This is a genomic window from Streptomyces pseudovenezuelae (assembly GCF_029892565.1).
Classification (GTDB): Bacteria; Actinomycetota; Actinomycetes; order Streptomycetales; family Streptomycetaceae; genus Streptomyces; species Streptomyces pseudovenezuelae_A.
On the sequence record NZ_JARXVH010000006.1, the window covers coordinates 81722 to 103927 of the forward strand.

A 22206-nucleotide genomic window follows, 5' to 3' on the forward strand; every position below is an offset into this window, starting at 1 on the left:
TTAGCCATCACTCACCCTCCAGAGAATCGGTGATGTGTTCGAGTCCGAGGTCGCTGACCGGTGCTGATGGGGTTAGAGTAATCGAACGGACGTGCGACGACGATATCGGGCGTATGGCTGAAAAGGGGTGGAGTGATGGAGGTGCGGCATGGCGGGCTTCGCCCACGTGCACGTCGCGTCCGGTTACTCCGCCCGCTACGGTGCCTCGCACCCCGAGCAGCTCGCCCGGCGGGCGGCCGGCCGCGGCATGGGCACCCTCGCGCTCACCGACCGGGACACGGTCACCGGCGCCGTCCGGTTCGCGCAGGCCTGCGCGCAGGAGAAGATCCGGCCGCTCTTCGGCATCGACCTCGCGGTCGAGGCCCTGGCGCCCCCGCCGCCCGCCCAACGTCGCCGCACTCCGGCACACGGCGGCGCGCATGTCGTCGAGCCACCGCTCCGGTTCGTGCTGCTCGCACAGAGCCGGGAGGGCTGGGCCCGGCTGTGCCGCATCACGTCGGCCGCCCATGCCGGCACCGCGTCCGGCGCGGCACCGGTGGTGGTGCCGTGGGAAGCGCTGCGCGAGTACGGCGGTCCGGGGCTGGCCGTTCTGCTGGGTCCCCTCTCGGAGCCGGTGCGGGCGCTGTCGGTGGGCCGGGAGGACGTCGCGATGAAGCTGCTGGCGCCCTGGAAGGAGGTCTTCGGGAGGGAGGTCCGACTGGAGGCCGTCGCGCAGAAACGTTTCGGCACAGGTCCGGGCTCCCTGCGCCTGGCCGCCCGCACCCTGGCCCTGGCCGACCGCACCGGGACAACTGCTGTGCTCTCCAACGCCGTTCGCTACGCCGATCCGGACCAGCACCGCCTCGCCGACGTCCTGGACGCGGCCCGGCTGCTGCGGCCGATCGACCGGCGGCGACTGGACAGCGGGCAGCGCTGGCTCAAGGACGAGAGAGGGATGGTGAGCGTGGCCCGGATGATCGCCGAGTGCGCCGGAACGGACGTACGGCGGGCCCGTCGGCTGATGGCGGACACCGCGAACACGGCGGACGCGTGCGTCGTCGACCCGGCGGCCGATCTCGGCCTCGGCGGGCGGCACTTCCCGGAACCGTCGCTGTTCGGCGCCGGACCGGGAGCGGGCGACGCGGCCCGGCTGCTGCGGCTGCGGTGTGAGGAGGGCCTGGCCCGACGAGGCCTCGACCGTGACCCGGCGGCACGCGACCGGCTGGAGGAGGAGCTCGACGTCATCTCCCACTGGAACTACGACGCGTACTTCCTCGCCGTCGGACAGGTCGTCGTCGACATCCGGGCCAAGGGCATCCGGGTCGCCGCCCGCGGCTCCGGCGCCGGCTCGCTGGTCTGCCACGCGCTGGACATCGCCACCGCCAACCCGCTCGACCACCGCCTGCTGTTCGAACGGTTCCTGAGCCGGCGCCGGGAGACACTGCCCGACATCGACATCGACGTGGAGTCCGCCCGCCGCCTGGAGTGCTACGACACGATCTTCGAACGGTTCGGCAAGGAACGGGTGGCGGTCACCGCGATGCCCGAGACCTACCGGGCGCGCAGGGCGCTGCGGGACACCGGCCTCGCGCTGGGGATCGCCCCGGCCGACGTCGACCGCATCGCCAAGAGCTTCCCGCACCTGCGCGCCTCCGACATCACGAGCGCGCTCGCCGAACTGCCCGAACTACGGCAACTGGCGGGCGAGACGGGCCGGTTCGGGCCGCTGTGGGAGCTCGCCGAAGGCCTCGACTCCCTGATCCACGGCATGGCCATGCACCCCTGCGGCGTGGTCATCAGCGACGCGACTCTCCTGGACCGACTGCCGGTCCAGCCCACCCCGCAGGGCGACTACCCGATGGCGATGGCCGCGAAGGAGGAGATCGAAGCGCTGGGCAACATCAAACTCGACGTCCTGGGCGTACGGATGCAGTCCGCGATGGCCCACGCCGTCACCGAGATCGAACGGGCCACCGGCGACCGCATCGACCTGGACGACCCCGGGCAGGTGCCACTCGACGACGTGTTCGCGTTCAAGCTGATCCAGGAGAGCCAGACGCTGGGGCTGTTCCAGTTGGAGTCGCCGGGTCAGCAGGATCTCCTCTCCCGGCTCCAGCCCCGTGACGTGCAGGACGTCATCGCCGACATCAGTCTCTTCCGTCCGGGGCCGGTCGCCGGGGGCATGCCCGAGCGGTACATCGCCGCACGCCATGGCGGTACGCCGGGGTATGCGCACCGGGACCTCGAACCCGTGCTCGCCGACACCTACGGCGTGACCATCTGGCACGAGCAGATCATCGAGACGCTGCGGGTGCTGACCGGGTGCGACCGGGCCTTCGGGGAGTTCACCCGACGAGCGCTCGGCGACAAGGACCAACTGCCCAGGATCAAGGAGTGGTTCCATCAGAAGGCTCGCGAGCGTGGCTACAGCGCGGCCGTCCGGGACGAGGTCTGGAAGACCGTGGAGGCCTTCGGCGCGTACGGCTTCTGCCGGGCCCACGCGGTCGCCTTCGCCGTACCGGCCCTGCAGAGCGCCTGGCTCAAGGCGCACCATCCGGCGTTCCTGCTGGCGGGGTTGCTCGAACACGACCCCGGGATGTGGCCCAAGCGGGTGCTGGTCTCGGATGCCCGTCGGCGTGGGGTGCAGGTCCTGCCCGTCGACATCAACCGTTCGAGGGCGAAGCACACCGTGGAGATGACCGAGCAGGAGGAGTGGGGCGTGCGGCTCGCGCTGTCCGGGGTGCACGGCATCGGCGAGGAGGAGTGCGCGCGGATCGAGGAGGGGCAGCCGTACGGATCGCTGTCGGACTTCTGGCAGCGGGCCCGCCCCAGCAGACCGGTGGCCGAACGCCTCGCGGAGATCGGTGCGTTCACCTGTCTGCACGACGGCCGCCTCACTCGACGTGATCTGCTGCTCCAGATCGCCGAGTTGCATCGCCAGTCCCGCAACCGGACCGCCGGCTCGGGTCAACTGCCCATAGATACGGGTGCGGTTGGGGGAGCGGAGCCGAGCGGGCTGCCGGAGATGACCGGACGCGAGGCGCTGAGCGCCGAGTTGGGCACCCTCGGCATCGACGTCTCCAGGCATTTGATGGAGCATCACCATCGGCTGCTGCGCGAGATCGGCGCGACCGACGCGGCGCACCTGGCCGGACTGCGTGCGGGTCAGCAGGTGTTGGTGGCCGGGGTGCGGGCCTCGACCCAGACCCCGCCGATCGCGAGCGGCAAGCGGATCATCTTCGTGACGTTGGAGGACGGCTCGGGTCTGGTCGACCTCGCCTTCTTCGAGGACTCCCACCCGGCCTGCGCGTACACGGTCTTCCACAGCGGCCTGCTACTGGTGCGCGGCACGGTCCAGGTGCGCGGAACCCGCCGTACGGTCGTCGGTTCCATGGCCTGGGACCTGGACGAGATCGCGGCGGCCCGCCGGGACAACGGGCCCGAGGCGGCGCTCGCCCTCCTGGGCGCCGACCGTCCGCATCCGACCCCCGCCCAACCTGCTTCGGGTCAGCCGCAACCCGCCCAGCCGCAGCGCACCTTGGCCAACGGCACTACCGGTGCTCGCCTCCACCCGTACGCCGACCTCCAGCCGGCCGGCACCCGCTCCGCCGACCTGAAGAAGTTCGGTCATCGCAGCCCGGGGAGTGCGGGATGACTGCGCGCCTACGGCACATCGCCCACTTTCACCTGCACACCGCACTGACCGAGACCCAGTACGACGATGTAATCGAACTGGTGTCCGGAATCACGCCTCACGTCCAGGCCGTCCCGCCCAACGCCCTTCAGCTGGACCTGACTTCGGCACTTCGGTACTACGACCTGTCTCCCTACGACGCGGTCCAGGCGGTGAAGATGAGGCTGAAGGCCCTCTATGACATCGACAGCAGCGCCGGCCTCGCGGGCAACCGCATGCTGGCGGCGATGGCGGCCGACGCATCTGCCCCTGGGGACACCACCTGCGTGCCCACCGGGCAGGCTTCCGACTGGCTGTACCCCCGGCCGGTCACCGCGCTGCCCGGGATCGGCCGGACCATCGCGGAGACGCTCGGCAGATACGGCCTGCACACCATCGGGCAGGTCGTCGACCTGCCCGCGGGGACCCTGCAACGCCTTCTCGGCGCAGGCCAGGCACGGCTGTTGACCCAGCGCGCCCGCGGCCACGACCCCCGCCCGGTCACCCCGTCGGAACCGGCCCGGCACCTGGCCGCCGACCTGGTGCTGGACCGGGACTGCCTCGATCCGGCACAACACCACCGAGCCGTGCTGGGACTTGCCGAGCAGATCGGTCAACGCCTGCGCGGCGAACGGCAGATCGCCGGCCGGCTCACCCTCACGGTCCGGTACGCCGACCGCACCTCCACCACACGTACGCGCGCGCTGCCGGAACACACCGACCACTCACCCGCCCTTACCGCCACCGCCCTGGGCCTGTTGGCGTCCCTCGGACTGCAACGCGCCCGCGTCCGGGCCTTCGTGCTCCGCGCCGACGCCCTGCTGCCGGCCGCCGACGCCTACCGCCAGCTCTCCCTCGATCCCGCCGCCGACCGTGCCCGCGCCGCCGAAGCGGCCGCCGACCGTGCCCGCCGCCGCTTCGGTCCCGAAGCCGTGGGTCCGGCGACCCTGGCCGGATAGCCGGCCGACGTGTTCGAAAGGGCAGCCGGCCAGACCGGCCCTTCGGCGGGTGTGAGTATCCACACCCGCTTCGGGATTGCGCCGACCGGGTCGGCACGCAAGAGTGTGGCAACTGTCTTACTCAGCAAGCGAGATGCTTGCTCGGCTGCCACCCACGGTGGCACGTACGAAGAGGAAGAGAAGCGAGTGAGCCGGATATCGGTCCGGGGATTCGCAGTGGTCTCGGCCACCGCGGTCACCGCTGTCGGAAGCGTCGTCGGTGTTGCCTCGGGCAGCAGCGCGCAGAACAACGACGCGGAGGCGACGGCCACCGATGTCACCCTCCTCGCGGACTTGCCCGCGGGCCATCAGGCACAGGTGCAGACCGTGTCCCTGACGCAGCAGGCGAACGCCGTGGCCATCCAGGCGGACGCCGGCGCCAGGAAGGACGCCGAGCAGACCGCCCGAGTGGCGGCGGCCAAGACGGCGAAGGCCAAGAAGGACGCGGCCGACCAGGCGGCCAGGGACCGGCAAGAGGCCAAGGACAAGGCCGGCAATCCCGACGCCACCTTCTCGCTGCAGCCCTCCTACACCGTGGCGCAGGTCAAGGCGATGGCCGTGCAGATCGTGGGCAGCGGCCAGTACCAGTGCTTCAGCAACATCGTGGACCACGAGTCCACCTGGAACTACCTCGCGGTCAACCCCTCCTCCGGCGCCTACGGTCTCGTCCAGGCCCTGCCCGGCTCCAAGATGGCCTCCGTCGGCGCCGACTGGCAGACCAACCCGGCCACCCAGATCAAGTGGGGCCTCAACTACATGAACGCCACCTACGGCAGCCCCTGCGACGCCTGGTCGTTCTGGCAGGTCCACCACGCGTACTGAGCGCACCTGACCCGGCCGACCAGGTACCAGGGTCGGTTCCCGGCACGAGCCTCAGCGCGTCCAAGGCGGCGTGATCCGTGTCCCGTCGGCCAGTTCGGCCTCCAGACCGATGGACGTCGTGACCCAGGTGACGGTGGTCCGGTCGCCCGGGTTCTCGACGGCGAGGGTCGCGCCGGGGTTGATGATCAGGGTGTCGCCGACGGTGACGCGGGTGGCGTGCCCGTCGAGGGTGACCAGTAGTTCGCCGTCGAGCACATGCAGGATCTCCTCCCGGCTGACGGTGTGCGCGGGCGCCTTGGTGCCCGGCGGGATCTCGCCGCGCCAGGCGCACAGCTCCTTGCTGCCGGTGCGCGGAGTGGCGTACGAGATGAAGCGGGCGCCGTGCATTTCGTGCACCAGGGCCTCGGACGGGCGGACGACGGGCATGGCTCTGCCTCCAGATGGTCAAGCAGCTTGACTATGTTCCCGGCCTCCATGGTCAAGCTGCTTGACCAATCCGTCAAGGGTGTTTCAATGCGTCCGTGCAGAACTCCGAGGCCATGGCCCTGTCCGCCGCCCTGCTCGCCGCCGCCGGTGAGCTCACCCAACGCATCCACGAAGGCGTCGTGGCCCGTGGGTTCGAGGGGGTGCGGCCGGCGCACGGCTTCGCCTTCGCCCGGCTCGCCCCGGGCGGCGCCACGGTCACCGAACTCGCCGCGCACCTCGGGGTGACCAAGCAGGCGGCGAGTCAACTGGTCGACGACATCGTGCGGAGGGGGTACGCCGAGCGGCGCGCCCATCCCGGTGACGCGCGGGCCAGGTTGGTCGTGCTGACCGAGCGGGGGTGGGCGTGCACCCGGGCGGCGGAGGAGGCGGCCGCCGAGGTGGTGCGGGAGTGGAGCGATCTGCTCGGCGAGGGTGAAGTGCGCGCGTTGCGCGACCGATTGGGGCGTATTGCGCCCTATGGTCCCCTCAGGCCCGCCTGGTGACGGTTCGGCATTAGCTACTACGGAGTCAGTTATCACTGGAAGTTTTTACTGACGCGTAACTTCACAGTTGTACTACTCGCCCGTAACTTGACAGTGAACAGCAATCTTTGTGATCCGGATCACAGGGCGTAAGGCCGTCGCACATCCCTTGAGCCGCAAGGAGATCACACGATGCTGCCCTGGAAACGACTGCTCAGACCGCTTGCCCCGCTGCTGCTGACAGCCGCGGTCGCCGTCGTCCCCACCGCCACCGCCGCCCAGGCCGCCGAGGATTCCGCCGCTCCCCACAGTGGCTGGAACGACTACTCGTGCAAGCCGTCCACCACCCACCCCCACCCCGTCGTCCTGGTCCACGGCACCTTCGCCAACTCCGTCGACAACTGGCTGGCCCTCGCGCCCTACCTGGAGAACCGCGGCTACTGCGTCTTCTCCTTCGACTACGGCCAACTGCCCGGCATCCCCCTCGTATACGGCCTCGGCCCCATCGACAGGTCGGCCGAGCAGCTCTCCGCCTTCGTCGACGAGGTGCTCGCCGCCACCGGCACCCCCAAGGCCGACCTCGTCGGTCACTCGCAGGGCGGCATGATGCCCCGCTACTACCTCAAGTTCCTCGGCGGAGCCGCCAAGGTGAACGCCCTCGTCGGCATCGCGCCCGACAACCACGGCACCGACCTGGACGGCCTGACCAACCTGCTGCCGTACTTCCCCGGCGCCGAGGACCTGATCTCCACGTCCGCGCCCGCCCTGGCCGACCAGATCGTCGGCTCCGCCTTCCTGACCAAGCTGAACGCCGGCGGCGACACCGTCCCCGGCGTCCACTACACCGTCATCGCCACCAAGTACGACGAGGTGGTGACGCCGTACCAGAGCCAGTTCCTCAGCGGATCCGACGTCCGCAACGTCCTGATCCAGAACCGGTGCGCGCTCGACCTCTCCGAGCACGCCCTTCTCGGGCTGACCGACCGGATCGCCTTCCACGAGGTCACCAACGCGCTCGACCCGGTCCACGCCACCGCCACCACCTGCGCCTCCGCGGTCATCGGCTGAGGCACGTGCGGGGTCTGTCCGACCTGAGCCGCCGGGCAGACCCCGCCCCCACACGACCGCTACGGGCGGCCGTGCCGTCCGCCACCGGCCGCCCGCCTGCGGACCGTGGCGAACAGGGTCGCCGAGCCGAGCGCCAGGGCGGCCGCGCCACCCATGGCGAGATACGGGGTGTTGTCGTCGCTCCCGGTCTCGGCGAGGTTCGTCGGCTCCGAAGTGCCCGCCGTCCTCGGCTCGTTGGCCGCGGCCGGCTCCACACCGTCGTTCGCGCCGTCGTCCGTCACCTCGGGAGTCGGCTTCACCGACGTACTCGCGTCGTCGTCACCGTGCCCGTGGTGCTCGATCGTCGACTTGTCGGCACCGTCCGAGATCTGCTCGTCGGAGGGGGAGGAGGCGGTCGGGGCGGGCGACGCACTGACCGGCGTACCGCTGCCGCTGCCGGTGTTCCCGCCACTGCCGGTGTTGCTTCCGCCGAACGTCACGTCCGAGCAGGAGTAGAAGGCCTCCGGGCTGTCCGAGCGCTGCCAGATCGCGTACAGGAGTTGCTTGCCCGAGCGCTGGGGGAGGGTGCCGGAGAAGGTGTAGAAGCCGCCCGCCGCGACCGGGTCGGTGGACGTCGCCACCGGGTGCTCCAGGTCCAGGTCGGACCAGGCCGGCGGCTGCGCCGGGTCGTAGCCGGCCTTGGTGAGATACACCTTGAACGTGCCCTTGTGCGGGGCCGTCACGCGGTACTTGAAGGTGTACGGGCCACTGCGCACGCTCGTCGCCGGCCAGTCGGCGCGGGCCAGGTCGAGGCCCTTGAACTCCTCGTTGTTCGCGCTGCACAGCTTCCCGTCCGGGATCAGCGCCTGGTGCTGTCCGTTCGCGTCACCGATGCGGATGCCGTTCCAGTCGTAGAGCGCCTGGGTGCCGCCGGCCGCGACCGCCGCCTTGCACGCGTCCGACTTCGGGCTCTCGGGACCCTCCGCATAGCACTGCGCGACCCGGCTGACCGGGTCGCCCATCGAGCCGTGCGCGGACGCCGGCGCGGTGGCCAGGGCGGTCAGCGCGAGCGGAGCCGTGCCGAGGACGGCGAGCGTGGCGACCCTGCGGCGGCGTGCGGGCATGGCGAACTCCTCGAAACGGTCCTCGACTTGGAGTGGATCCCGCCCACGGACTCCGTAGCCGGATGCCGTGGGCGGAATCCCGTGGGGGGCGATCAGCAAGCTAGCTCCAAGAAACCGTGGAATCGCCTGCTGGAGGCGGGTGACGGAGATCCTTATGGCGGCGTTAAGGCAGAGCTAACTGAGGGCTCAGGGAGGGTGGTTGAGGAGCCCTGCCGCACCTGCGGGCGAGCGGCGCCGCCGACGCCCCAGTCGTGCCGCGTTGGCTTCATGCGCCACACTGATCTCATGGAGGGAGCGGATGTCGTTGCTGCCGTAGCCGTCGCGGCAAGTGCGGCGACTGCCATCTACAGCTTGCATACGCAAGGCAGGCGTGAGCGGGAGCGATGGCTGCTGGAGCAGCGGGCCGCGGCCTATGTCGCCCTCATGGAACACCTGGCTGCCGTCCGGCACTTCGTCGCTTCTGCGGACGACGACGAAAAGCCGGTCCTGGCCGCTGAGACCCGAGCGCGCGTCAACGCCTTTGGCACACGGCCTGTGATCGAGGCGGTCGGGCAGATGCTCCAAGAGCTTGGGCGGTTGAGAACCGAGGAAGACGACGCGCCGGACGGGCAGCAGGCCGGCGCGGCCGAGAGGACGGCTCGCAAGCGGCGAGTGGTTCACGCAGCCGACCACGTCACCAGTCAGGTGCGCCACGACGCCGTAACTTGAATTGATGTCGACCGAGCGCGGAATGCGAACCGATGAGATCCGGCGGGCCGTCGCCGCCGACGTGGCGGCCGTGCGGGCCGTGACCGATGCCGCCTACCGGCCCTACATCGAGCGCATCGGACGCGCGCCGCAGCCCATGGAGGCGGATCACGCGGCGAACGTGGCCGAAGGGAAGGTGTTCGTGACGGGCGAGCCCGTCGTCGGCCTGGTCGTGATCGAGGAGCGCGACGACCATCTGTTCCTCGACAGCATCGCCGTCCATCCCGACGCGCACGGCAGAGGCGTGGGCGGACGGCTGCTGCGCTTCGTGGACGCACGCGCGCGTGCGCTCGGGCTGGCCGAGGTCAGGCTCTACACCAACGCGATGATGTGGGAGAACCAGAAGATCTATCCGAGGTACGGATACGAGGTCGTGGAGCGTCGCACCGACGGGCCCTACGACCGCGTCCACTACCGCAGGCGCCTGGACTGACCGGCCGGGTCAGCCGTCGGGCCACCATGTGCGCGCGATGTCCTTTCGGACCTCGGGGCGCCCGGCCGGACGCTCGTCGGCCTCTTCGCGCACCCTGCGGGTGTCCGTCTTCTTCAGGGGCTTCTGCACTGTCGTCCGGCGCATGGCTGCCTCCTTCGATGCCTACCGATTTCCCGTGTTCTCACGTTGGTAGACCTTTCCCGGGAGGGTGACTCATCGCTCCCGGTCTGTCAGTGGCGGCTGTCACGATTCGGTTGTCAGTGGCGGGTGTCACTCTTGGGCGCATGACGAACGACGAGGGATTCCCCGGGGCGGGCGTGGACGGGGCGGGTGTGGACTGGGACGCCGAGGCCGCCGGCTTCGACCAGGAGCCTGACCACGGGCTTCGCGACCCCGTGGTGCGCGCAGCCTGGGCGGAGCGGCTGCGCGACTGGCTGCCCCCGCGCGCGTCCGACGTCCTCGACCTCGGCTGCGGCACCGGCAGCCTGTCGCTCCTCGCGGCCGAGCAGGGACACCGCGTCACCGGCGTGGACTCGTCCCCGGCCATGGTCGACCTCGCCAGAGCGAAGCTCGCCGGCCGTGACGCGGTGTTCCTGGTCGGTGACGCGGCGGCACCACCGGTGGGCGAGCAGCTCTACGACACCGTGCTCGTCCGGCACGTGCTGTGGACGCTGCCCGACCCCGGCCGGGCCCTGCGGCACTGGCGGGGACTGCTGCGCCCCGGCGGCCGGCTCGTGCTCGTCGAGGGCGTGTGGGGCACGGTCGGCCCGGTCGGCATACCCGCCGAGCGGCTTGCGGGTCTTGTGGCACCGCTCGCCGGACAGGTCCGGGTGGAGCGGCTGTCGGGGGACGCGCAGCTGTGGGGGAGGGACGTAGAAGACGAACGGTATGTGGTGGTGGCTGTGGTGTGAGACGCCGGGAGACACGGACGCGTACGGCCCGGTTGCTGTCGGGAGGCGGCCCTCAGGTCAGCAGCGCGTCGAAGTCGCCCTCTACGGCGAGGCGTTCCAGTTCCTCGAGCGCGGCCACTGCGGCGGCAGCGGCCTCGGGGTCCGTCTCCGTGAGACCGCTCTCGGCGAACTCGTCCTCGTCCAGGCGGCGTACGTCCGTGCCGTCGGCGGAGCGCCACAGGTCCAGGTCGAGGTCCTCGACGGTCAGTTCGGCGCCGGAGAGGGCGGCGGGGCGGGTGATGTCGCAGTACCAGCCCTTGAGGGTGCCCGAGGAGTCGCGGACCTCCTTCACCGAGTACCAGCGGTCGCGCCAGTAGTACTCCGTGAAGATGTCGCCCTTCTCGAACCGGACGAAGCCGAAGTCGCGGACGCCTTCGCCCGCCCAGGGGGCGCGTACGGCGATCCGGGTGCCGTCGTCGCCGAGCAGTTCGGCCGCGTAACGGATCTTCGTGCGCCCCGCCTTGACGAGTACGACGTCCAACCACCGTGCCGGGTCAGCCGAGTTCGCGGACATACCGCACCTCCGTCCCGCAGACCTCGTATCCGAACCACTTGTTGACCGCGAGCATGGGCTCGTTGCCGGCGTCGTTGCCCGTGAGGGCCTCCGTGTACCCGGCGGCGCGGGCGCGGTGCAGGGAGTCGTTCTTGGCGAGCTTGGCCAGGCCACGCCCGCGGAAGTCGCGGGAGGTGCCGGTCATCGCGGTGCCGTAGCGGGTGCCGCCGTCGGTGCGGGCCAGGGTGAAGGCGGCGGGGCGGCCGTCGACCAGGACGACCGAGGTCAGCTCGGGGCTGAACTGCGGGTGACGCCAGGTCTCCGCGAGCCAGGCCTCGTAGTCCGTGAACGCGAACTCCACGTCGCTCGGTTCGTCGGCCATCGTCTCCGCGTCCAGCCGGAACACCGGGCGCGGGTCGTCCGCGAAGTCGGCGCCGGTGCGCAGTTCGGCGCCGGCGGGGAGGTCCTGGCGGGGCGGCAGCGCGCCGTTCACCAGGTCCAGGCGGAGGAAGTGGGCGGAGCGGCTGGCGCGGTAGCCGTGGCGCTCGGCGAACGCGCGGTTGGCCGGCGCGTCGATGACCCACGCGTACAGCTTCGTCGCCCCGTGCGCGGTCAGGTGTTCCTCGGCGGCGCGGACCAGAAGCGTGCCGGCGCCGCGGTGGGCGCGGTCCGGGCGGACGTAGATGTTGAGGTACCCCTGGCCCGGCTCCGGGCTGTCGTGGGCGAGGCCCACCTGGGCCGTGCCGATCAACTCGCCGTCCTGCTCGGCGACGAGGGAGCGGTTGCGGGCGCTGGGGGGCGTGTGGGTGAGGTTGTGGAGGATGGCTGCCGGGGTCCACAGGATGTGGGGGAGCGCCTGGTGGCGGACGTCGGAGTACTCCGCCACCTCGGCCGGCACGTCGGTGCGGAGGTCGCGCACGGTCACAGTCATGACGGCGAACGCTACGGGTCGAACACACCCCGGTGCCTCCTATTTTCAGGTGGGTGCGGGACAATCGCTCCGTGACCTTGAAGATCCACATCGACGACAGTGCCGCGCCCTACGAGCAGGTGCGGGCGCAGATCTCCGAACAGGCGCGGGCGGGGGTGCTGCCGGTGGGGTACCGGCTGCCGACCGTGCGGGGGCTGGCCGAGTCGCTGGGGCTCGCGGCGAACACGGTGGCCAAGGCGTACCGGGCGCTGGAGACGGACGGGGTGATCGAGACACGGGGGCGCAACGGGACGTTCGTGGCTGCGGTCGGCTCCGCAGCTGAACGGGAGGCGGCGTCGGCCGCTCAGGCCTACGTCGATCGGGTTCGGCGTCTCGGGTTGGACGAAGGGGCGGCGTTGGTCGCTGTGCGGGATGCCCTGCGGGCGGCCTACGGGAAGTAGCGGCGTGCACTGAGCAGCGGCGTGCACTGAAAGCCGGCAGACGTCGCCCACCACGCTTGCCTACCGGTAGACCCCGCTCCTCCCCTACAGGTACAGACCCGCGTCCGCCCCCTCCCGAGGCTCCGGCACCGACGTCGGTGACGTCCCCCGGCGCAACGCGTACAGCTCTGCCAGCGTCGCGCCCTCGCGGCTCACGCCCTCCTCCGTGCCGAGCCAGCTGACCGCCTCGCCGCGGGTCAAGGGGCCCACCTCGATGCGGGCGAGGCAGCGGCCGGGGCGGACCACGGCGGGGTGGAGGCGCTCCAGGTCCTCGTTGGTCGTCACGCCCACCAGGACGTTGCGGCCCTGACCGAGGAGGCCGTCCGTCAGGTTCAGCAGCCGCGACAACGCCTGGCCCGCCGTGTGTTTCGCCTCGCCGCGGATCAGCTCGTCGCAGTCCTCCAGGAGGAGCAGGCGCCAGCGGCCCTTGCCCGTGCCGTCCTCCTCGCCGATCGCGATGTCCATCAGGTAGCCGACGTCGGAGAAGAGGCGCTCTGGGTCGAGGACGCAGTCCACCTGACACCAGTCCCGCCAGGAACGGGCCAGGGTGCGCAGCGCGGAGGTCTTGCCGGTGCCCGGCGGACCGTGCAGGAGCAGCAGGCGGCCCGCGATGTCCTCCGGTGTCGTCTTCATCAGGTGGTCCATCGCGTCCGCGACCGGCGCCGTGTAGTTGTCCCGCACCTCGTCCCAGGTGCCGGCGGAGATCTGCCGGGTCGTGCGGTGCGGGCCGCGCCTGGGGGAGACGTACCAGAAGCCCATCGTCACGTTCTCCGGCTGGGGTTCGGGCTCGTCCGCCGCGCCGTCCGTGGCCTGGTCGAGGACCTTCTCGGCCAGGTCGGCGGTGGTCGCGGTGACCGTGACGTCGGCGCCCCGGTTCCAGCGGGAGACGAGCAGGGTCCAGCCGTCGCCCTCCGCCAGCGTCGCGCTGCGGTCGTCGTCGCGGGCGACGCGCAGGACCCGGGCGCCGGCCGGCAGCAGCGTGGCGCCCGTGCGTACGCGGTCGATGTTGGCCGCGTGCGAGTACGGCTGCTCGCCCGTCGCGAAGCGGCCGAGGAACAGCGCGTCGACGACGTCGGACGGCGAGTCGCTGTCGTCTACGTTGAGCCGGATCGGCAGAGCGTCGTGTGGGTTGGCAGACATGGCGTCCATGATCCGACACGAGGGCGCCCGGTGCACCCGCTTTCCGCAGTGCGTCGGGTGTGTCGGCTGCGGTCGCTTGGTCCGGTTGTGTCCGTGTTATGTCCCCGTCGTGTCCGCTCCGTATCCCCTCCCGCCTGTTACAGAGCTGTGCATCCACAACGTCTGCCCGACCGGGGACGCCCTTGGTTACTGTTGCCCTCAATGGGACGTCATGGGTGGACTTCGGGGACGGGGCGGTGGCGGCTCACCGCGCTGCTCGGCGTGGGCATGGCCGCGCTGGCCCTCATCGTGACCCTGATCAACACGCTTCCGGACGGCGGCGCGAGCACCGCCGGTACCTCGCGCAACGGCGACACCGTGCACGGCACTCCGGTGACCCCGCCCGACCAGGACGGGCCCGAGGTCGGCTGGGGGTTCACGCACACCCAGTTCAGCGCCGACGAGGGCAGCTCCGCCGCCACCGACCGGGTCGAGGGGCTCGTCTCCGACGCCGGCGGCATGCCGCAGGACCAGGCGGTCATGGGCTGGGGCTCGGACAACCCCGAGCCGGTGAAGGGGCGTTACGACTTCGGCGCGATGGACCGCCGTATCGACTTCATCCGCAAGTCCGGCGGTACCCCGGTCGTCACCCTGTGCTGCTCCCCGGACTGGATGAAGGGCGGCAAGGCCGGTGTGAACAACACCGACTGGAGCCAGGCCTCGCTGGAGACCGCCCCGCAGCCCGCGCACTTCGCCGACTTCGCCGCGCTCGCCGCGACCGTCGCCAAGCGCTATCCGGACGTGCACCACTTCGTCGTCTGGAACGAGTTCAAGGGCTTCTGGAACGACTCCAAGGGCCGCTGGGACTACGAGGGTTACACCAAGCTCTACAACCTGGTCTACAAGGCGCTGAAGAAGGTCGACAAGGACATCATGGTGGGCGGTCCCTACCTGGTCATGGACAGCGTCGACCCGCGCGCGGACGAGGCCTCCTCGACCTTCAAGGGGCCCTGGGGCGCCATGGACCAGCGGGTCCTGGACGCCTTCGACTACTGGAACGAGCACAAGGTGGGCGCCGACTTCGTCGTCGTCGACGGCTCCAGCTACACAAACGACGACGAGCTGCTGCCGAACGAGTTCGCGGCCACCGACAAGTTCACCGCCGTCGGCAAGTGGGTGCGACAACAGACCGGCGACAAGCTGCCGTTGTGGTGGGCGGAGTACTACGTCGAACCCGCCGACGGCAAGGACGAGCGCAAGGGCTGGTCCGAGAACCGCCGCGTCGCCGTCCAGGCCGCGGGGCTGATCGCCATGGTCAAGGGCGGCGCCTCCTCCGGCTTCTACTGGAACCCGGAGGACGAGAAAGGCACCGACTGCCCCGGCTGTCTGTGGACACCGACCGACGGCGCGGACGGCGGCAAGAAGCTGCCCATGTTCGACCTCGTCGCCCGCTTCAACCAGGCCTTCGGACCCGGTACGACGTACGGCACCGTCGCCGTGGCCGCCGACGACGTGCCCAACGTCCGCGTCCTGGCCACCGACAAGGCGGTCCTGGTGGTCAACACCCTCGACCGGTCGATCAGCGCGAAGGTCGACGGGAAGCAGTTCGAGATGCAGGCCTACGAAGTGAAGTGGCTCACCAGGTAGTTGGCCTGGTGAGCCTCACCTCGTCGTCACTTCATCGTCAGGAACCGTTGGATCAGCGAGGCGAGCAGCACCGCCAGCAGCGGCAGTGAGAACCAGAAACTGCTCTGCAGCCAGCGCAGTTGGCGCACGCCCGGCCGCACGGCGACCCGTACCACCTCGCGGGTCGTCAGCAGGACGATCAGGGCGAGGGCGGCCAGGCCGCCGACGACCGACCACGGCGTCCAGGTGATCTGCGGTCCGATCGGGCCCGGATCCGGCTTCGGCACCGCGCCCGCCGGCTGCTTCTTCAGCGAGTACATGGTGACGTCGTCGTTGACCAGGACCTTCTTGAGCTCCGTGCGCTGGTCCAGGTTCTGGATCAGCCGGGGCTCCCAGGTGGCCGAATAGCCCACGTCCAGCTGGAGATACCTGATCTGGCTGACATTGATCATCAGATACGAGTTCGGGCCCGCGTCCTTGAGCGCCTTGACCAGGCCGGACACCAGCACCGGGTCGGCCGGCGCCAACGTCGGCAGATAGTTCACCCGTTCCATGTCCTTCGCGCCCCACGGCATCGCCGGTGTCACGTCGTTCACCGGGTCGCTGGTCAGCCACAGCAGTCGCGCCGTCGGCTTGTCGTGGGCGTAGACGTAGTCCATCGCCGCGACCTCGCCGGGGCGCACCCGCTCGAACGGCTCGTTGCCCCAACGGGCCACCAGGAAGCCGCCCATGAGGAGCAGACCGGCAAGGAGCGCGGCCAGTGGGGCCAGGCTCACCCGGTCCTTGTCCCGCTCCTCGGCGGTGACGCCGGTGCGCGGGAAGAAGGCGAGACCGGCCAGCAGGGCCGCCCCCGGCACCGCGAACATGAAGACGCGCAGGGCCATTTCGCCGCCGTACGACTGCATGCCGAAGCCCAGGAACGGGACGAAGGTGAGGACCAGCAGCGAGCGCTCGCGGTACTTGTGGTCGCGCCGCCGCCACCAGCCCCAGCAGGCGAAGGCCATCACGCCGCCGGCCAGCAGCACGCGCGCGTACAGCACCAGTTTGTGGGTCGAACTGCCGCCCTCGATACGGCCGGAGACCGACGAGGAGACGTTGCCGCCGACGCCGCCGACCCCGCCGAACAGGTCCTGGAAGTGCCCGGACCAGTACGGCTCGGCCATGAAACCCAGCCAGGCCGCGACCAGTACGCCGAACAGGATGGGCAGGCCGCGCAGTTCGGACCTGCCGATCAGCACGAGCACCGCCAGGACGCCCAGCATCATGAACGGCGTGAGCTGGTGGGCCGGCACGCTCGCCGCGTACAGGCCGATCAGCACGGAGATCAGAACGGCCTTCTGCCGCCGGTCCGTCGGCTCGACCTCCGCCTCGCCCGGGCGCATCTTGGTCCAGATCACGCGTGGTGCGCGGAACCAGACCAGCAGGATCGCCACGAACAGCAGGTAGAGGAAGTACGTGAAGCCCTGCGGTGAGAAGTAGTCCTGGCCCACCCAACTGCTCAGCGCGAAGATCCAGATGCCGGTCCACTTGGCCCGCCAACTCGCCCGCATCGAGCGCACGAGCAGGAACATCGGGGCCAGATAGAGGAGTTCGATGGCCGTCGGCCACCAACGGATGACCTCCGTCAGGTCGTTGATCCCGCAGGCCTTCGCGACGAACGCGGTCACCGCGAAGAAGCCCGGCCAGCTCCAGCGCGCGTCCAGGTCGGGCACGGCCGAGCCGGTGCGGTCGATGTAGTCGAGGAAGCCCAGGTGCTGCCAGGCCGTCGGGAACCGCGGCTCGCTCTCGATCACCGCGGGCAGCGCGTGCAGCGACACCACGGTCGCCAGCAGGGTGATCAGCAGCAGCGCCTTGTGCTCCCGGCCCAGCCACAGCAGCGAGGCGAACACCGTGATCAGCAGCGCGGCCCCGACCAGTGTCGGCAGCGGCAGGATCGAGATGAGCCCCAGACCGCCCATCCGGTCCAGGTCGGCGTCGTCGAGCCGGGCCGCGGGCACCCAGTACAGCAGCAGCGCGGCGACCAGCAGACAGCCGAGGACGAGCCCGAAACGGGTGGGCTGCAGCCGCTCGCGCAACGACAGGGCCGGCGGCGGCGCGACAGGCTCGGGAAGCTCTTCACGTACGGGCGGGTCCTGCCGTACGACCGATGCCGACACCGCTCGTCCGCCCCCCGCACCTGAGCCCGATTCCGAGTTCGGGTCCGGGTCGGTGTCGGTGTCGGTGTCGGTGGCCGAGGCGAAGTCGGCCTCGAACTCCGCCTCGAAGGGGGCGTCCACCTCCACCTCGGACGGCCCCAGAGAGGCCTCCGAGCCGGGCTCGCGCTCCTCCACGGGCAGTCCGAGCTCCGGGTTCTTCGCCCAGGTCGGCCGGTGGTCGGCGCGTACCACGGACGTGCCGGTGGGTGGAGTGCCCGGCCCAGGGCGCACGTCGGGACGGCGTTCCTGGTGGTCGAAGTCGACGTGGATGCCGAGCGCGAGGGTGTCGGAGTCCAGCGCCCAGGCCGGCCCGCGCCGGCGCGGCTGGTCGGTGGCCGGGACCTCGCGCGCCCCCAGGTCGGCGAGGTCCCCGTCGGGTGCCGCGTCCTCGGGGACGGCGGCTGGTGCGGCCTTGAGGACGCGGTACAGCCTGGGCGCGGCGAGCAGGACGATCACCGCGAGCGAGGAGATCTCGGCGACGCCCGCGCCGGTGAGGCCCATGCGGGGCAGCAGGATCAGCGTCAGACTGAGCACCAGCACGCACAACAGGCCCTGCAGCCAGGCCAGTCCACTGGTGCGGCTCTGCGCGCGCAGCACCGCGAAGTACGTCTCCATGACGACCCGGAGCACCGCGCCGACCGCGAACCAGCGCAGCAGCGGGGTCGCCGCGTCCGCGTAGCCCGCGCCGAACACGCCGAGGATCCACGGCGCCCCGATGAACAGCAGCCCGCAGATCGGCAGCATGATCCGCGCCATCCGCTTGAGCGCGGCACGGGTGTTGGAGGCCAGCCGGGCCGGGTCGTGCGAGCCCTCGACGGTCAGCGAGGCGCCCATGTTGATGGCGAGCAGGTTGACCGTGCCGCCTATCGTCGTGGTGATGTAGAAGTACGCGTTGTCCTCGGAGCTGACCTGCGAGGCGATGATCACCGGGATCAGGTAGACGACGGCGAGCGAGAACAGCGAGCCGGTGTAGTCGCCGGCGAGGAACCTGCTGATCTCCTTCAGCGTCGGCGGCTTCGCGCGTCCCTCGGTCGCCTTGGCGTGCCGGGGCGCGAGCCGCCGGAACACCAGCCAGCCGAGCGGCACCACGGAGGTGGCGATCGCGGCGACCCAGGACACGAAGACACCGCTCGTGGTGAACGCCGTCGCGAGCCCGACCAGCAGCGCCAGCTTCACCGCCGAGAACACGGTGTTGCCCACCGGCACCCACGGCGCGCTGCGCAGCCCGGTCAGTACGCCGTCCTGGAGCGTGAGCACGTTCCAGGCGACGACGGCCACGATGAACCCGAGGCCGTTGAGCGGCCCGTGCAGAAAGCGGTACGACGGCCCCCACACGTTCAGCGTCATCAGGAAGACGACGGCGGCGACCGCCACGATCATCGAACTGCCCGCGTACGTACGGAAGATGAGGCGCACCGTGAAGCGTCCGGCGACCGGGATGAAGCGGGCCAGGGCGCCGGTCAGGGTCACCGCGGTCAGGCCCGCGAGGAACTTCATCGCGGCGATCGCGGCGGAGCCCTGGCCGACCGCGGACTCGGAGTAGTAGCGGGCCGCGGCCAGCCAGAAGCCGAGGCCCAGCACGGCGGAGATGCCGGTGTTGAGCATCAGGGCGTAGGCGTTGCGGAACAGCTGGTTGCCGCCCTTGGACCTGCCCATGCCGGGCAGCCGGAGCCGGCGCCCCGACTGCCCGGGCGCCTGGGTGGTGGGCTCTGCCTCGGTCGTGGTCGTCGTGTCAGACACGGGAACGGATGGCCTTCCGGCGGACCTGTCGTGCTCTGCGGACCATGGCGTACCCCTTGGTGAGGGCACGGTCCCTGGCGAAATTCCGGGCGATCGCGCGGCCTTCGACCAGCCGCTCGAACTCCTCGATCCCGGTGGTGCGGCGCACGGTGACCCGCCGCAGGGCGTACGGCCCCTGGCGGCGGCGCGCGAGGTCGTTGCCGACGGCGAGCGCCTGGGCGTAGCCCGTCTCGCGCACCGCGGTGCGCACCCGGCGGCTGGAGTAGCCGTACGGGTAGGCGAACGAGGCCGGGACGGTGCCCAGTTCGTCGGCGACGATCCCCTTGCAGTGGATCAGCTCGTGGCGCAGTGTCTCGTCGTCGAGCTGGTCGAGTTGCGGGTGGGTGTGGCTGTGGCCGCCGATCTCGACGTCCGTGGCGGCCAGTTCGCGCACCTGGTCCCAGTCGAGCATGGCGTCCGGGCCGCCCCCGGTGTCGTGGGCGCCCCTGATCCAGCCGGTGGAGACGAACAGGGTGGCCGCGAAGCCGTGCTTGGCGAGCACGGGCAGCGCGTGCCGGTGCACGCCCTCGTAGCCGTCGTCGAAGGTGACCAGCACGGGACGGGGCGGCAGCGGTCGGCCCGTACGCCAACACGCCGCCAGAGCCGCCGTGTTGACCGGGGCGAGCCCCAAGTCGCCGATGAGCGCCATCTGTTCGGAGAACGCCTCCGGGGCGACCGACAGTTCGCGCGTGGCGTCGTTCGGCGCGGTCGCGACCGAGTGGTACATGAGGACCGGCACGGGAGTCTCAGTCATGAGAACCCCCTCGGCCCGTGTGATCCCCCTCGATCTCGACCACGGAGAACGTGGCGCCCCCCTTGCGCGCCCGGACGCTCCCCACCACATAGCCGCCGGCCGCCGTGAGCACCCCGGCGACGATCGCGCCCGCCCGGCCCGCGCCGCCCGGCCGTGCCAGCACCGCGTCGCGCAGTCCGCGGGCCACGCCGGCCGGCAGCACCCGGGTCGCGTACCGGCGCTCGGACTCAAGTCCCTTGTCCGCCCCCACACTTCGCGCGACCAGCGCCTTCGACAGACCCTCGGCGTACGCACGCGTGCGGAAGTACCCGAAGTGCTCGCGCACATCGGGCACCCGGTGGTGGATCACCGCGCGGTCGTCGATCAGCAGCACGGCGTCCGGTCGGGCGCGGGTGAGGCGGATGCACAGTTCCGTCTCCTCGCAGCCCAGCGGGCGCTTGTCGCCGTCGCGTCCGATGCCGGTCGCGAAACCGCCCGCCGCGTCGAACGCCGTACGCCGGAACGAGGCGTTGCCACCAAGGACGTTGCGCACCCGGACCCGGCCGGGGGGCAGTCCCTTGTACGTGCAGCCCACCACCCAGTCGAACTCCTCGGGGAACCAGGCAGGCCGGCGGCCCGACGCCCAGATCGGCATCGTACGACCGCCGACGGCCATCACCTTCGGGTCGGCGTAGCCCTCGGCGAAGCGGCGCAGCCAGTCGCGTTCGGCCACGGCGTCGTCGTCGAGGAAGGCGATCACCTCGCCGCGCGAGGCCGCGATGCCGGTGTTGCGGCCGGCGGACAGGCCGCGGGGGCCCGCGTTGGCGAACACGCGGACCTCACCGGACAGTTCGAACTCTTTGTATTCCTTGGTCAACCGGTCCAGCAGAGCCGGATTGTGGTCGACGACCAGCAGGGTCTCCAGCGCGGGCCGCGACTGCGTACGCACCGAGGAGACCGCCGCGAGGATGTCCTCCCAGCGGTCCTCGGTGTAGACGCAGATCACGACGGAGATGTCGAGATCGCTCAAGACACCTCTCCCTGGACGGAGTCGAGCCGGGCCGAGGCAGGCTGGACCGTGTCGAGCATCGGGGAGTGGTGTTCCTGGCGGCGCAGTTCACGCCGGTTGGAGCGCTCCTTGAGGATCACCTTGAGCACCCGTATCCCGTCCCGCACGGCGCGCAGATTGCTGGTGCCGTGGATGCGGAGGTACTCGTGGCTGGGGATCTCCTGCACCTTGAGCCCGGCCTTGACCACCCTGATGTTGATCAGGGTCTCGATCTCGAATCCGGTGCAGTCCAGGGAGATCTTGTCCAGGCAGTGCCGCCAGAACGCGTTGTAGCCGTAGCAGAGATCGGTGTAGCGGGCGCCGAACTTGCGGTTGACGATGGTGCACAGCGCCCAGTTGCCGAGCTTGCGGATGAACGTCATGTCGTCGGTGCCGCCGCCGTTGGCGAAGCGGGACCCCTTGGCGAAGTCCGCGCCCGAGACCAGCGCGGAGACATAGCTGACGATCTCGTTGCCGTCGGCCGAGCCGTCCGCGTCGACCATCACGATGATGTCGCCGCTGCACGCCTCGAACCCTGTGATCAGTGCGTCCCCCTTGCCCTTGCCGCGCTGCTCGACCACCTTGACGTCCGGCCACAGGCCGCGCGCCACCTCGACGGTGTCGTCGGTGGAGTTGCCGTCCACAAGAACCACTTCGTGTATCCAGTCGGGAAGGGTCTTGAAGACGTACGGGAGATTCTCCGCCTCGTTCATGGCGGGGATCACCACACTCACCGGTGGCGTGATGGCCAGGTGAGAAGAGATCGGCCGGTATTTGCTGGCTGCTGACGGACCGTGGTCCGTGGTCGCCGGCCGCAGAACAGAACTCATGAGTCTGGTCCCTCTCGTCCGGTGGGCCGCCCGCCCCAAGGGCGGCCCGGCTTCGTGTCCGGTTCGAAAGGGGGGTTCTCACCCCTGCGACATGCCGAAAAGGGTCTCCGGACATGCCGGGCGAGCTGGCAAAGCTGGCCGTCTGCCGAAAAATGGCAGCCGGTCACGCGGCACGACTCGGTCACAAAAGTGATCACCGAGCACGGCACCCCCCTACCGCGCCCCGCGCCGGAAGCCATCGCGGTCCTTGAGC

The 22206-nt window shown here is 70.5% G+C and carries 20 protein-coding genes; 10 read left to right on the top strand and 10 right to left on the bottom strand.

Annotation, left to right across the window (positions count from 1 at the left end):
- The first annotated feature begins 148 nt into the window (after nt 1–148).
- The 3 genes from M2283_RS20315 (at nt 149) to M2283_RS20325 (ending at nt 5472) form a co-directional block, all read left to right on the top strand.
- Nucleotides 149–3634, top strand: a complete 3486-nt coding sequence (locus M2283_RS20315) for a DNA polymerase III subunit alpha (RefSeq protein ID WP_280877726.1) — start codon at nt 149–151, stop codon at nt 3632–3634.
- Entirely contained in the window at nt 3631–4611 is a 981-nt protein-coding gene (locus tag M2283_RS20320) for a DNA polymerase Y family protein (protein WP_280877727.1), read from the top strand. The genes M2283_RS20315 and M2283_RS20320 overlap by 4 nt, the downstream gene beginning before the upstream one ends.
- Nucleotides 4612–4797: 186 nt before the next feature.
- Nucleotides 4798–5472 carry a transglycosylase SLT domain-containing protein gene (locus tag M2283_RS20325; RefSeq protein WP_280877728.1) on the top strand — a complete coding sequence of 225 codons (675 nt, stop codon included), beginning with the start codon at nt 4798–4800 and terminating at the stop codon, nt 5470–5472.
- A gap of 51 nt (nt 5473–5523) precedes the next feature.
- Here the strand turns inward: M2283_RS20325 and M2283_RS20330 are convergent, their stop codons facing one another.
- Nucleotides 5524–5898 carry a cupin domain-containing protein gene (locus M2283_RS20330; protein WP_280877729.1) on the bottom strand — a complete coding sequence of 125 codons (375 nt, stop codon included), beginning with the start codon at nt 5896–5898 and terminating at the stop codon, nt 5524–5526.
- A gap of 95 nt (nt 5899–5993) precedes the next feature.
- Between M2283_RS20330 and M2283_RS20335 the strand changes: the two genes are divergently transcribed.
- Together M2283_RS20335 and M2283_RS20340 are read left to right on the top strand one after the other, a co-directional pair.
- On the top strand, nt 5994–6440 hold the full coding sequence (locus tag M2283_RS20335) for a MarR family winged helix-turn-helix transcriptional regulator (RefSeq protein WP_280877730.1): 447 nt from the start codon (nt 5994–5996) through the stop codon (nt 6438–6440).
- Nucleotides 6441–6611: 171 nt separating this feature from the next.
- The gene (locus M2283_RS20340; protein ID WP_280877731.1) at nt 6612–7487 is read left to right on the top strand and encodes an esterase/lipase family protein; all 876 of its coding nucleotides are present in this window, start codon (nt 6612–6614) and stop codon (nt 7485–7487) included.
- Nucleotides 7488–7546: 59 nt separating this feature from the next.
- Here M2283_RS20340 and M2283_RS20345 read toward each other — a convergent pair whose 3' ends face one another.
- A complete protein-coding gene (locus M2283_RS20345) occupies nt 7547–8590 on the bottom strand; it encodes a lytic polysaccharide monooxygenase auxiliary activity family 9 protein (RefSeq protein WP_280877732.1) in 1044 nt (347 codons plus the stop codon).
- A gap of 285 nt (nt 8591–8875) precedes the next feature.
- Here M2283_RS20345 and M2283_RS20350 point away from each other — a divergent pair, with 285 nt between their 5' ends.
- Both M2283_RS20350 and M2283_RS20355 read left to right on the top strand, forming a co-directional pair.
- The gene (locus M2283_RS20350; protein WP_280877733.1) at nt 8876–9298 is read left to right on the top strand and encodes a hypothetical protein; all 423 of its coding nucleotides are present in this window, start codon (nt 8876–8878) and stop codon (nt 9296–9298) included.
- A gap of 22 nt (nt 9299–9320) precedes the next feature.
- Entirely contained in the window at nt 9321–9770 is a 450-nt protein-coding gene (locus tag M2283_RS20355) for a GNAT family N-acetyltransferase (RefSeq protein ID WP_280878193.1), read from the top strand.
- Nucleotides 9771–9779: 9 nt separating this feature from the next.
- Here M2283_RS20355 and M2283_RS20360 read toward each other — a convergent pair whose 3' ends face one another.
- Complete coding sequence (locus tag M2283_RS20360) at nt 9780–9914, bottom strand: hypothetical protein (RefSeq protein WP_280877734.1); 135 nt, start codon at nt 9912–9914, stop codon at nt 9780–9782.
- A 140-nt stretch (nt 9915–10054) separates the two neighbouring features.
- On the opposite strand from M2283_RS20360, the gene M2283_RS20365 reads away from it, so the two are divergent.
- On the top strand, nt 10055–10681 hold the full coding sequence (locus M2283_RS20365) for a class I SAM-dependent methyltransferase (RefSeq protein ID WP_280877735.1): 627 nt from the start codon (nt 10055–10057) through the stop codon (nt 10679–10681).
- A gap of 52 nt (nt 10682–10733) precedes the next feature.
- Here M2283_RS20365 and M2283_RS20370 read toward each other — a convergent pair whose 3' ends face one another.
- Nucleotides 10734–11234 carry a DUF402 domain-containing protein gene (locus tag M2283_RS20370; protein ID WP_280877736.1) on the bottom strand — a complete coding sequence of 167 codons (501 nt, stop codon included), beginning with the start codon at nt 11232–11234 and terminating at the stop codon, nt 10734–10736.
- Complete coding sequence (locus M2283_RS20375; protein WP_280877737.1) at nt 11215–12144, bottom strand: GNAT family N-acetyltransferase; 930 nt, start codon at nt 12142–12144, stop codon at nt 11215–11217. The genes M2283_RS20370 and M2283_RS20375 overlap by 20 nt, the downstream gene beginning before the upstream one ends.
- A 71-nt stretch (nt 12145–12215) precedes the next feature.
- Between M2283_RS20375 and M2283_RS20380 the strand changes: the two genes are divergently transcribed.
- A complete protein-coding gene (locus tag M2283_RS20380) occupies nt 12216–12584 on the top strand; it encodes a GntR family transcriptional regulator (RefSeq protein WP_280877738.1) in 369 nt (122 codons plus the stop codon).
- Nucleotides 12585–12668: 84 nt separating this feature from the next.
- Here the strand turns inward: M2283_RS20380 and M2283_RS20385 are convergent, their stop codons facing one another.
- Complete coding sequence (locus M2283_RS20385) at nt 12669–13763, bottom strand: DUF5925 domain-containing protein (protein WP_280877739.1); 1095 nt, start codon at nt 13761–13763, stop codon at nt 12669–12671.
- A gap of 201 nt (nt 13764–13964) precedes the next feature.
- Between M2283_RS20385 and M2283_RS20390 the strand changes: the two genes are divergently transcribed.
- Nucleotides 13965–15389, top strand: coding sequence for a GH39 family glycosyl hydrolase (locus tag M2283_RS20390; RefSeq protein ID WP_280877740.1), 1425 nt, complete (start codon nt 13965–13967; stop codon nt 15387–15389).
- A 26-nt stretch (nt 15390–15415) separates the two neighbouring features.
- On the opposite strand, the gene M2283_RS20395 is transcribed toward M2283_RS20390, so the two are convergent.
- The 4 genes from M2283_RS20395 to M2283_RS20410 are packed head-to-tail and all read right to left on the bottom strand — an operon-like array spanning nt 15416 to nt 21953.
- Nucleotides 15416–19303 carry a lipopolysaccharide biosynthesis protein gene (locus tag M2283_RS20395; protein WP_280877741.1) on the bottom strand — a complete coding sequence of 1296 codons (3888 nt, stop codon included), beginning with the start codon at nt 19301–19303 and terminating at the stop codon, nt 15416–15418.
- The gene (locus M2283_RS20400; RefSeq protein WP_280877742.1) at nt 19296–20096 is read right to left on the bottom strand and encodes a polysaccharide deacetylase family protein; all 801 of its coding nucleotides are present in this window, start codon (nt 20094–20096) and stop codon (nt 19296–19298) included. The genes M2283_RS20395 and M2283_RS20400 overlap by 8 nt, the downstream gene beginning before the upstream one ends.
- On the bottom strand, nt 20089–21105 hold the full coding sequence (locus M2283_RS20405; RefSeq protein ID WP_280877743.1) for a glycosyltransferase family 2 protein: 1017 nt from the start codon (nt 21103–21105) through the stop codon (nt 20089–20091). The genes M2283_RS20400 and M2283_RS20405 overlap by 8 nt, the downstream gene beginning before the upstream one ends.
- Nucleotides 21102–21953, bottom strand: coding sequence for a glycosyltransferase family 2 protein (locus tag M2283_RS20410; RefSeq protein WP_280877744.1), 852 nt, complete (start codon nt 21951–21953; stop codon nt 21102–21104). Before M2283_RS20410 ends, M2283_RS20405 begins: the two co-directional genes overlap by 4 nt.
- Between the last annotated feature and the right edge of the window lie 253 nt (nt 21954–22206).

What these genes read in the sequence shown, in the direction of transcription:
- M2283_RS20360 (WP_280877734.1), bottom strand. Translation starts at nt 9,914, where the DNA reads ATGCGCCGGACGACAGTGCAGAAGCCCCTGAAGAAGACGGACACCCGC.
- M2283_RS20390 (WP_280877740.1), top strand. Translation starts at nt 13,965, where the DNA reads ATGGGACGTCATGGGTGGACTTCGGGGACGGGGCGGTGGCGGCTCACC.
- M2283_RS20365 (WP_280877735.1), top strand. Translation starts at nt 10,055, where the DNA reads ATGACGAACGACGAGGGATTCCCCGGGGCGGGCGTGGACGGGGCGGGT.
- M2283_RS20315 (WP_280877726.1), top strand. Translation starts at nt 149, where the DNA reads ATGGCGGGCTTCGCCCACGTGCACGTCGCGTCCGGTTACTCCGCCCGC.
- M2283_RS20340 (WP_280877731.1), top strand. Translation starts at nt 6,612, where the DNA reads ATGCTGCCCTGGAAACGACTGCTCAGACCGCTTGCCCCGCTGCTGCTG.
- M2283_RS20350 (WP_280877733.1), top strand. Translation starts at nt 8,876, where the DNA reads ATGGAGGGAGCGGATGTCGTTGCTGCCGTAGCCGTCGCGGCAAGTGCG.
- M2283_RS20320 (WP_280877727.1), top strand. Translation starts at nt 3,631, where the DNA reads ATGACTGCGCGCCTACGGCACATCGCCCACTTTCACCTGCACACCGCA.
- M2283_RS20355 (WP_280878193.1), top strand. Translation starts at nt 9,321, where the DNA reads ATGCGAACCGATGAGATCCGGCGGGCCGTCGCCGCCGACGTGGCGGCC.
- M2283_RS20410 (WP_280877744.1), bottom strand. Translation starts at nt 21,953, where the DNA reads ATGAGTTCTGTTCTGCGGCCGGCGACCACGGACCACGGTCCGTCAGCA.
- M2283_RS20375 (WP_280877737.1), bottom strand. Translation starts at nt 12,144, where the DNA reads ATGACTGTGACCGTGCGCGACCTCCGCACCGACGTGCCGGCCGAGGTG.
- M2283_RS20385 (WP_280877739.1), bottom strand. Translation starts at nt 13,763, where the DNA reads ATGTCTGCCAACCCACACGACGCTCTGCCGATCCGGCTCAACGTAGAC.
- M2283_RS20345 (WP_280877732.1), bottom strand. Translation starts at nt 8,590, where the DNA reads ATGCCCGCACGCCGCCGCAGGGTCGCCACGCTCGCCGTCCTCGGCACG.
- M2283_RS20370 (WP_280877736.1), bottom strand. Translation starts at nt 11,234, where the DNA reads ATGTCCGCGAACTCGGCTGACCCGGCACGGTGGTTGGACGTCGTACTC.
- M2283_RS20400 (WP_280877742.1), bottom strand. Translation starts at nt 20,096, where the DNA reads ATGACTGAGACTCCCGTGCCGGTCCTCATGTACCACTCGGTCGCGACC.
- M2283_RS20330 (WP_280877729.1), bottom strand. Translation starts at nt 5,898, where the DNA reads ATGCCCGTCGTCCGCCCGTCCGAGGCCCTGGTGCACGAAATGCACGGC.